Source organism: Azospirillum himalayense (assembly GCF_042657465.1).
In the GTDB taxonomy this organism is placed as follows: domain Bacteria; phylum Pseudomonadota; class Alphaproteobacteria; order Azospirillales; family Azospirillaceae; genus Azospirillum; species Azospirillum himalayense.
Map to the genome: position 1 here is coordinate 301,490 of NZ_JBHSLC010000004.1, position 9,137 is coordinate 310,626.

At 68.8% G+C, this 9,137-nt stretch carries 9 protein-coding genes; 3 read left to right on the forward strand and 6 right to left on the reverse strand.

The window, feature by feature from the left end; genetic code table 11:
- Positions 1-30 precede the first annotated feature (30 nt).
- The 3 genes from ACFPMG_RS03405 to ACFPMG_RS03415 all read right to left on the reverse strand — a co-directional run bounded on the left by ACFPMG_RS03405 (position 31) and on the right by ACFPMG_RS03415 (position 2,166).
- A complete protein-coding gene (locus ACFPMG_RS03405) occupies positions 31-1,191 on the reverse strand; it encodes an aminotransferase (RefSeq protein ID WP_376993815.1) in 1,161 nt (386 codons plus the stop codon).
- A 92-nt stretch (positions 1,192-1,283) separates the two neighbouring features.
- The gene (locus tag ACFPMG_RS03410) at positions 1,284-1,601 is read right to left on the reverse strand and encodes a hypothetical protein (protein ID WP_376993816.1); all 318 of its coding nucleotides are present in this window, start codon (positions 1,599-1,601) and stop codon (positions 1,284-1,286) included.
- Positions 1,602-1,707: 106 nt separating this feature from the next.
- Positions 1,708-2,166: a hypothetical protein gene (locus ACFPMG_RS03415; RefSeq protein ID WP_376993818.1), complete on the reverse strand. Its 459-nt coding sequence runs from the start codon at positions 2,164-2,166 to the stop codon at positions 1,708-1,710.
- A gap of 156 nt (positions 2,167-2,322) precedes the next feature.
- Between ACFPMG_RS03415 and ACFPMG_RS03420 the strand changes: the two genes are divergently transcribed.
- Together ACFPMG_RS03420 and ACFPMG_RS03425 are read left to right on the forward strand one after the other, a co-directional pair.
- Positions 2,323-3,174, forward strand: a complete 852-nt coding sequence (locus tag ACFPMG_RS03420) for a fumarylacetoacetate hydrolase family protein (protein WP_376993819.1) — start codon at positions 2,323-2,325, stop codon at positions 3,172-3,174.
- Positions 3,175-3,206: 32 nt separating this feature from the next.
- Positions 3,207-4,478, forward strand: coding sequence for a PH domain-containing protein (locus tag ACFPMG_RS03425; RefSeq protein ID WP_376993820.1), 1,272 nt, complete (start codon positions 3,207-3,209; stop codon positions 4,476-4,478).
- A 165-nt stretch (positions 4,479-4,643) separates the two neighbouring features.
- Here ACFPMG_RS03425 and ACFPMG_RS03430 read toward each other — a convergent pair whose 3' ends face one another.
- From ACFPMG_RS03430 to ACFPMG_RS03440, 3 genes are read right to left on the reverse strand one after another with little or no spacing between them, the layout of a single operon-like run.
- A complete protein-coding gene (locus tag ACFPMG_RS03430; RefSeq protein WP_376993821.1) occupies positions 4,644-5,657 on the reverse strand; it encodes a TRAP transporter substrate-binding protein in 1,014 nt (337 codons plus the stop codon).
- 30 nt (positions 5,658-5,687) lie between these two features.
- Entirely contained in the window at positions 5,688-6,968 is a 1,281-nt protein-coding gene (locus tag ACFPMG_RS03435) for a TRAP transporter large permease (RefSeq protein WP_137116558.1), read from the reverse strand.
- 34 nt (positions 6,969-7,002) lie between these two features.
- Positions 7,003-7,542, reverse strand: coding sequence for a TRAP transporter small permease (locus ACFPMG_RS03440; protein WP_137105433.1), 540 nt, complete (start codon positions 7,540-7,542; stop codon positions 7,003-7,005).
- A gap of 458 nt (positions 7,543-8,000) precedes the next feature.
- On the opposite strand from ACFPMG_RS03440, the gene hexR reads away from it, so the two are divergent.
- Positions 8,001-8,885, forward strand: a complete 885-nt coding sequence (hexR, locus tag ACFPMG_RS03445) for a transcriptional regulator HexR (RefSeq protein WP_349598269.1) — start codon at positions 8,001-8,003, stop codon at positions 8,883-8,885.
- Positions 8,886-9,137: the final 252 nt, after the last annotated feature.

Below are 9,137 nucleotides of genomic sequence, written 5' to 3' on the forward strand. Positions count from 1 at the left end.
CCCACGTTGACACAAGGCACCGCCCGATCATCATCGCGCGAAATAGGCCGCGATCCGTTCAACCGCTCCGTCGAGGATCTCGTCCCTCTTGGAGAAGCAGAAGCGGATGAAGCTGCGCGGCGCGTCCTGGACGAAGAAGGCGCCGACGGGGATGGCCGTCACCCCGGCCTCGGCGGTCAGACGGCGGCAGAAATCCTCGTCGTTGCCGTCGAAGCCGAAGGGCGACACGTCGGCGACCACGAAATAGGTGCCGGCGGACGGCAGCACCTCGAACCCCACGGCGCGCAGCCCGTCGGCCAGCCGGTCGCGCTTGGCCTGCAACCCCGTGGCCAGCCCGGTGAAGTAGGCGTCGTCCTTGCCCAGCCCATAGGCGACCGCCGCCTGGAGGTTGGGCGGGGTGGTGAAGGTGATGTACTGGTGCGCCTTGACGACGGGCTGGAGCAGGTGCGCCGCGCCGGTGACGTAGCCGACCTTCCAGCCGGTCAGCGAGAAGGTCTTGCCCGCGGAACCGATCTTCAGGCAGCGGTCGCGCATGCCCGGCAGGGTCATCAGCGGGATGTGCGCAAGGCCGTCGAAGATGATGTGTTCGTACACCTCGTCGCAGACGGCGAAGGCGTCGAAACGCTGGACGAATTCCGCCAGCAGTTCCAGCTCCGCGCGGGTGAAGACCTTGGCGGCCGGGTTCAGCGGGTCGTTGATGAGGACGAGCTTGGTCCTGGGCGAGAAGACCGCTTCCAGGTCGGCGCGCGTGAAGCTCCAGTCCGGGGCCTTCAGGCTGACGAAGCGCGGCACGCCGCCGGCCAGCCGGACGATCGGCAGGTAGCTGTCGTACATGGGCTGGAACAGCACCACCTCGTCGCCCGGATTGATGAGGCCGAGCAGGCTGGCGGTCAGCGCCTCGGTGGCGCCGGAGGTCACCATCACCTCGGTCTTCCAGTCGATGTCCAGCCCGTAGAAGCGCTTGCCGTGCGCGGCCACCGCCTGTCGCAACTCCGGCGTGCCCATCATCGGCGGATACTGGTTCCATCCCTCCAGGATGGCCCTGGCCGCCACGTCCAGGACGTCGGCGGGGCCGCGCTCGTCGGGGAAGCCCTGGCCGAGATTGATCGCCTTGTGCTCGTCCGACAGGCGGGACATCACCTCGAAGATCGTCGTGCCGTAGCTCGACAGGATTGCGTTGCCGGACTTCACCTTGAGCCTCCTGAACACCGAAGCGGACAGGAATGCCGCAGCCGGACGGCGCTGTCCAGCGCCCCGTCCGCAGACCGGACCGGCGGTGGCGGTCAGGCGGTGGCGGCGGCCTTGGCCCTGGCGGCGTTGCGGCGATGGCGCAGCTTGACGCGGATGCGCTCGACCGGGCTGAGCAGCCGGGGATGGCGGCGCTTCAGCCGCACGAACAGGCGGCGGGCGTCCGCGGAGTTGCGCAGCAGGATCACCCCGCCGACAAGCGCCACCGGAAAACCGAACGGTCCCGGCAGCGGCGACATCAGGGCGCCCAAGCCGATCAGGCTCCACCCCGTGCCGATCAGCGCGAGCTGCCGGACACGCGCCAGCGTGGGCCGGGCGAGAAGCGAGCGGGAGATGGTGGCGCGACGATGCATCGGGGCTCCTCCTCCTGTGCTGGAAGCCATATGGGAGCATACGGGCACAGGGGAAGAGGCCGGGGGATGTGACTTTTCGGGGGAGTGGGTGGGGAAAAGGGGAGCGTCAATGCAACGGCGTGCCGCCGCCGGGCGGCCCCAGGACGAACAGCGCGGCGGTGACCTCCGCCGGGGCCGGAGCCCATTCGAAGTCGCGCATCAGCTCGCTGCGGGCGGCGTCGGCGCGCTCCGCCAGGGCCTTGCCGTCGGTGCCGCCGGTCCGCCGGACCGGCCTGCGGCCGCGCCGGTCGGCGCAGCTTTCCAGCATCAGGCGGATCATCCGCTCCCGCTTGGCGGCGTCCACGAATCCCGACTGGTCGAAATACAGCTTGGTGAAGGCGACCTCGGTCACGGTGGGCGCGGCACCCTGCTTGCCGACCAGCACCGCCGACACCAGTTCAACGCAGCGACCGGCGTAATCGGGGATCGGCGCCGTGCCGTCGTCGGCGCGGTCGTACTGGCGGCTCGGCAGCTCGACCAGCCGCCCGGTCGGCTCCTTCACGAGGTAACGGCGCCACACCGGCATATCCGTCTCCCGTCTGGTTTCCCCATGGGCTGAAAAAAGGGTACACCAGACCGGACCGCGACGGAACAGCCCCTTTCCGGCTTCGGCCGGGACCGGACAGCACTCACCGGAGGAGAGGCGCGGCTCAACCTTCGGGAACGGGAAGGGTTTAGCCTGATGAAACTTCTGCGATTCGGCCCGCCGGGCCATGAGCGTCCGGGCCTTCTGGACCGCAACGGCGTGATCCGCGACCTGTCGGGCGTGGTGTCGGACATCGGACCGGCCACCCTGACCGAGGACGGTCTGGCCCATCTGCGCACGCTCGACACCGACCGGCTGGCCCAGGTGCCGGACGGGGCCCGGCTCGGCCCCTGCGTCACCGGCGTGTCCAAGGTGGTCTGCGTCGGGCTGAACTACCGCGCCCACGCCGCCGAATCCGGCCTGCCCGAGCCGGCGGAGCCGGTGCTGTTCATGAAGGCGACCACCTCCATCTGCGGCCCCAACGACCCGGTCCAGATGCCGCGGGGCGCCACCAAGCTCGACTGGGAGGTCGAACTCGGCATCGTCATCGGGCGCACCGCCCGCTACGTCGATCAGGCCGACGCCTTCGACCACATCGCCGGCTATTGCGTGCTCAACGACGTGTCGGAGCGCGCCTTCCAGACCGAGAGCACCGGCCAGTGGGTGAAGGGCAAGAGCGCCGACAGCTTCTGCCCGATCGGCCCCTGGATGGTCACCCGCGACGAGGTGCCCGACCCGCAGGCGCTGCGCCTGTGGCTGGAGGTGGACGGCCAGCCGATGCAGGACAGCACGACCGCCGACATGATCTTCGGCGTCGCCGAGATCGTGTCCTACATCAGCCGCTTCATGACCCTGCTGCCGGGCGACGTCATCGCCACCGGCACGCCGCAGGGCGTGGCGCTGGGCCGCGGGCCGAACCATCCCTGGCTGCAGCCCGGCCAGACCATGCGCCTGGGCGTCGAAGGGCTGGGCGAGCAGCGCCAATCCGTCCGGGCCTTCGAAGGCTGAGCGGCGCCGGGACCGGAATGGGAGTGTCTTCGATGAAGCGAAAAAGCCGTCTGGCCGCGTGGCTGCTCGCCGCCGGCCTCGGCACCCTGGCTGTGTCCAATTCAGCCAGAGCCGAGGATGGCGCGGCGGCGCTGGCCGGGAAGACCTGCGGCACACTGGAGTCGCGGGTGGCGGAGATCCCCGGCTCCGGCCCGGTGTTCCTGCGCAGCTACGACAGCAGCTTCGGCGTCGGCCAGACGTCGGAGCTGCCGCTGCGCGAGGCCGCCTTCACCTACGACAACGCTCTGGCGGTCATCGCCCTGGTCGCCTGCGGAAAGACGGAGCCGGCGCTGCGCATCGGGGAATCGCTGCTCTCCGCCGCCACGCTGGACCGCGCGCGGCGCCAGGGGCGGCTGCGCAACACCTACCGCGCCGGCGCCCAGACCCAGAAGCCGATCCCGCCCAACGGCTGGTGGGACGTCACCGCCAACCGCTGGTTCGAGGACGCCTATCAGGTCGGCTCCGCCACCGGCAACGTCGCCTGGGCAGGCTTGGCGCTGATGACGCTGGGCGAGGCAACGGGCGAGGAGCGCTTCCGCAACGGCGCCGCGGAGCTGGCCCGCTGGGTGGTGGCGAACACCGCCGACCCGCGCGGGCCGGGCGGCTTCAACGGCGGCGTCCAGGGCTTCGACGACAAGCCGCAGGCCCTGACCTGGAAGGCGACGGAGCACAACACCGACCTCGTCGCCCTGTTCGGCTGGCTGGAACGCAGCGGCACCCCCAGGGAAGGGGGCGGCGATTGGGCCGGGCCGGAGAAGGCGGCGCGCGGCTTCCTCGACCGCATGTGGGCGGACGGCGGCGGGCATTTCCCCACCGGCACGGCGCCGGACGGGATGACGGTCAACCGGGCCACGTCCGGCCTCGACGCCCAGCTCTGGCCGCTGCTGCTGCGCGGCGCGCCGGAGGCATGGCGGGCGGCGCTGGATTATGCGGAGAAGGCCCACGGGGTCGACGGTGGTTTCGACTTCAACGACGACCGCGACGGGATGTGGGTGGAGGGCACGGCGCAGGCCGCGCTGGTCTACCGGCTGCTGGGGCGGTCCGATGAGGCGCAGCGGCTTCTGGCCGAGGTCGGCAAGGAGGTCAGCCGCGGCGGCCATGTCTGGGCGACGCGCGAGGACAGCATCACCACCGGCCTCGCCATCGGGCCGGACAGCACCACGGACGATTTCCGCTACTACCGCCGCCCCCATCTGGCGGTGACGGCCTGGACGGTCCTGGCCGCCGTGGGCTGGAACCCGTTCACCGGCGAACGGGTGAAGTAGACGGATGAGAAGCCCCTCTCCCGCCTCGGGAGAGGGTGGCGCCGAAGGCGCCGGGTGAGGGTCGTGCAAGGATCAACGCGCTGATCCGTTGCCGCACCCTCACCCTTCCCGCGCCTTGCGCGGGCCCCTTCCCTCTCCCGGGGCGGGAGAGGGAGGTTCAAAGCCTTACTTGCGGACCTTGTTGATCTCGCCCTGCAACTCGTTCAGCAGGTCGGCGCCGCCGTCGGCGGCGAACTTGTCCATGGCCGGCTTGACCATCTCACGCATACGGCCCAGCTCGGCGTCGCTCAGCTCGTTGATCTGCATGCCCTTGTCCTTCAGGTAGGCGATGCTCTGCTTCGACGCCTCGCGGCTGTCCTTGCGCTCGAAGTCGCGCGAGGCGGCGGCGGCCTCGTTGATGATCTTGCGCTCGTCGTTCGACAGGCCGTCGTACCAGCGCTTGGAGGCCAGGACGATCCACGGGCTGTAGACGTGCTTGGAAATGGTCAGGTACTTCTGGACCTCGTAGAACTTCGAGGACTGGATGGTGGTGACCGGGTTCTCCTGGCCGTCCACGGTGCCCGTCTCCATGGCGGTGAACAGCTCGGAGAAGGACAGCGGCACGGCGTTGGCGCCGAAGCCGTTGAACATGTCGATGTAGACCGGGTTCTGCATGACGCGCAGCTTGATGCCCTTCAGGTCCTCGACCTTCTCGACCGGGCGCTTGCTGTTGGTCAGGTTACGGAAGCCGTTCTCCCAGTAGACGAGCCCGACGAGGCCCTTGTCGTTCAGCTTGGCCGCCAGCTTCTGGCCGAACGGGCCGTCGAACACGGCGTCGGCCTCCTGCTCGTTGTTGAACAGGAACGGCAGGTCGAAGACGGCGAAGTCCTTGACGATGCCGACCAGCGTGGCGGTCGAGCCGACCATCATCTCCTGCGCGCCGCCAATCAGGGCGTTCTGCATCTGGATGTCGCTGCCCAGGCTGGCGTCGGCGAAGCCCTTGACCTTCAGCTTGCCGCCGGAGCGCTTGGACATCTCCTCGACGAAGAACTTCACGGCGCGGCCCTGGTTGCTGCTCTCCGACAGGCCGTAGCCGAAGCGGATCAGCCGCGGCTTGATGTCCTGGGCGGAGGCGGCGACGGGGGCGAGGATGGCGGCGGCGAGGCCGGTCGCCAGAAGGACGGAACGGAGCAGCTTCATGGGTCGGTTCTTCCCTGTGAGCGTTTGTGATTAATGGCGGAACAGAGTCAGCGGGGCCGTGACGATCTCCGGAACGGCGATCAGCAGGCTCAGCAGAAGCAGGTAGGTCAGCAGGAACGGCCAGATGCCGCGCGTGGCGCTTTCCAGCGAGATGCGGGCGACGCCGCACACCACGTTCAGCACCGTGCAGACCGGCGGATGGATCAGGCCCAGCGTGCCGGTCAGGACGAACATCACGCCGAAATAGGTCGGGTCGATGCCCGCCGCCGCGGCCAGCGGGGTTAGTACCGGGCCCAGCACCAGGATCGTCGGCGTCAGGTCCATCACCGTTCCGACGGCCAGCAGCAGCAGCGTGATGGCGACCATCAGCAGCTTCGGCTCGTGCAGCAGCGGGGCCAGCATCTCGTTCATCTGCTGCGGCAGGTCGGCCAGGGTCACCATGTAGGACGACACCAGAGCCGCCGCGCACAGGAACATCACCGTGCTGGTGGTGCGCGCGGCCTGGACCAGCAGCGGCACCAGATCCTTCAGCGTCACCTGCCGGTAGACGAACAGCGCCACGACCAGCGAATAGACGGCGGCGACCACCGCGGCCTCGGTCGGGGTGAAGATGCCGCCGCGCAGGCCGCCGATGATGATGACCGGCAGGGCCAGCGCCCAGACGCCCTCGACCAGCGCGGTGCGGCGCTCGCCCCAGCTCGCCTTGGGCTGCAGCTTCACGGTCATGCCGCGCACCACGAACATCCAGGTGATGACCAGACCGGCGCCCATCAGCAGGCCGGGCACGATGCCGGCCATGAACAGGCCGCTGATCGAGGTGTTGGTGGTCACGCCGAAGATGATGAAGGGCATGCTGGGCGGGATGATCGGGGCGATGATGCCGCCCGACGCGATCAGGCCGGCGGAGCGCGGCACCGGGTAGCCGTTGTCGCGCATCATCGGGATCAGCAGCGTGGCGAGCGCCGCCGTGTCGGCGATGGCCGAGCCGGACAGGCTGGCCAGCATCACCGACGCGCCGATGGTCACGTAGCCCAGGCCGCCGCGGATGTGCCCGACGAGGCTGACCGCGAGGTTGATGATCCGCTGCGAGATGCCGCCGGCGTTCATCAGCTCGCCGGCCAAAATGAAGAAGGGCACCGCCATCAGCGGGTAGTTGTCGGCGCCGCTCAGCATGTTCTGGGCGACGAGCTGGGCGTCGAAGAAGTCGAGATGCACCATCAGCGCCACGCCCGTCAGCATCAGGGCGAAGGCGATGGGCATGCCGAGCAGCATCAGGCCGAACAGCGAGGAGAGGAAGACCGCAAGGGCCATGGAACGGGCTCCGCTTTCAGAAGGCCGGACGGAATCAATGCTCGGCGATGGCGCCGCCCTGCGGGGCGGTGACGCCGTGGGGGTCGCCGTTGCCGGGGATGTGCGCCGTCGCGTCGCCCGACAGGATTTTCCAGAGGTTGGCGAGGATCGTCAGCGCCATGGCGATCGCCGGGAAGAAGCCCGCGGCGGCGTAGAAGGCCATGGGGAAGCTGAGCACGGTGGAGCGCGTCTCCATCCCGATCAGAAGCTGGAACCAGCTCCCCTGGATGAACAGCCACAGCGCGTAGATCATCAGCAGATGGCTGATGACGGCGCAGGCCCGGCGGACACGAGCCGGCAGGCGGGCCTGGAGAATGTCCAGCCCGAGATGCTGGTGGCGGCGCAGCGCCAGCGTCGCGCCCAAAAAGACCAGCCAGACGAACATCAGGCGGGCCAGCTCCTCGGCGGCGACGATGCCGCTGTTGAAACCGTACCGCAGAACCACGTTGCCGAAGACCAGCGCCACCATCACGGCGAGCATCAGCGCCATGATCCATTCGGTGACCATCTCCAGCGCTTCCACCACGCGCTTCATGCACACTCCTCGGCCTGCCTCGCGGCGGGGCTCACCTGATCGGAAGGGGCGGCGGCAGGGGACGGCGCGGGAAGGCACGCAGGGCGCGACGCACCGGCAGCGGGGCCGGGCGGCGGGTCGGGGTTCCTCCCACTTGGTCTCTTGCCGGGGTCTCTTGCCGGGACCTTGAATTTTCTGTGTCGGAAAATAGAGGAGTCCCGCAACCGAGTGAAGAAGATTTTCTTCATATCGGCGCTGAAACCGTCCAACGATCGGCATAGTGACGAAAATTATCTTCACAAGCTACGTCGCGCCGCATAGCTTGGGGCCCATGGAAGGCGGCGCGACGACCTAGCCGCGCGGGCCAGGGCACGCTATGCCGCTCGCGGCGGCAGTGGTACGGTCCCGCCGCCCAACGACGCCCGGAGCCAAGAACGCCGGGGCCCAAGAACGCTTTCAGGGATGGACGGTCCGTTTCGATGCTCCAGCCGGTGAACATCCTCGATCACATCCGCGGCCGCCTGCCGGAGTTGAAGCGTTCCGAGGCCCAGGTCGCCGAGATGGTGCTGGCCGAGCCGCAGAAGGTCCTGGGGCAGAGCATCACCGTTCTGGCCCAGGCCGCTGGGGTCAGCGAGGCGACCGTCGTCCGCTTCTGCCGCAGCATCGGCTGCGCCGGCTTCCCCGATTTCAAGCTCCGTCTGGCCGAGGGGCAGGCCCGTGGCACCCCCTTCGTCAGCCAGGACGTGGCGCCGGACGACGAAACTCCGACCGTCGCGCGAAAAATCTTTTCATCCGCCGCCGCCGCCCTGAACGACGCGGCCGGCGCTCTCGACATGGCGGCGGTCTCCCGCGCCGTGGAGTTGCTAGCCGACGCCTCCAGCATCCTGTGCATCGGCACCGGCGCCTCGGCGGTGGTGGCGGAGGACGCGGCGCACAAGTTCATGCGCTTCGGCATGGCGGCGCAGGCCAGCGCCGACCCGATGATGGTCCGCATGCTGGCGGTCAATCTGGGGGCGCGCGGCGTCCTGCTGGCGATCTCCAACACCGGGCGCACGATCATGGTGACGGAGCTGGCGCAGATGGCCCGCGACCTGGGCATCCCGGTGATCGCGATCACCGCGCCGGGCTCGCCGCTGGCCGCGGTGTCGTCGGTCGCCATCGGCCACACCCCGGTCGAGGACGCGGAGATCTACACGCCGATGGCCTCCCGCCTCGTCCATCTGGCGATCATCGACGTGCTGTCCACCGGTGTGGCCCTGAAGCTCGGCGCCGAGGCGCGGCACCATCTGGCGAAGGTCAAGGCCGTGCTGTCCGGCACCCGCTCCTCCCACGGCAAGCCCGCCCGGGGGCGCCAGCGGGCGTAACTTGTTCCCTCTCCCGGGACGGGAGAGGGCGATGAACAGCGCCACTCTTCCTCCCCCCTTGCCATCCGGGCCGGCTTGGTCCAATTGGTGCGCCGCCGTTCCCGATTCACAGACAGTTCCCGCCCATGCCCGCTATTGCCCTCAGCGTCGCTCCGATGATGGATGGGATCTACCGAGAACGTAGTGCATTGATTTTTATGCACTTTTAAGCGAGACGAAGCGACGTGTTGGTCAAAATGTTGGCGCGTTGTC

Coding starts and splice junctions, on each gene's coding strand:
- ACFPMG_RS03410 (WP_376993816.1), bottom strand. CDS start 1,601: ATGCATCGTCGCGCCACCATCTCCCGCTCGCTTCTCGCCCGGCCCACG.
- ACFPMG_RS03415 (WP_376993818.1), bottom strand. CDS start 2,166: ATGCCGGTGTGGCGCCGTTACCTCGTGAAGGAGCCGACCGGGCGGCTG.
- ACFPMG_RS03420 (WP_376993819.1), top strand. CDS start 2,323: ATGAAACTTCTGCGATTCGGCCCGCCGGGCCATGAGCGTCCGGGCCTT.
- ACFPMG_RS03425 (WP_376993820.1), top strand. CDS start 3,207: ATGAAGCGAAAAAGCCGTCTGGCCGCGTGGCTGCTCGCCGCCGGCCTC.
- ACFPMG_RS03430 (WP_376993821.1), bottom strand. CDS start 5,657: ATGAAGCTGCTCCGTTCCGTCCTTCTGGCGACCGGCCTCGCCGCCGCC.
- ACFPMG_RS03435 (WP_137116558.1), bottom strand. CDS start 6,968: ATGGCCCTTGCGGTCTTCCTCTCCTCGCTGTTCGGCCTGATGCTGCTC.
- ACFPMG_RS03440 (WP_137105433.1), bottom strand. CDS start 7,542: ATGAAGCGCGTGGTGGAAGCGCTGGAGATGGTCACCGAATGGATCATG.
- hexR (WP_349598269.1), top strand. CDS start 8,001: ATGCTCCAGCCGGTGAACATCCTCGATCACATCCGCGGCCGCCTGCCG.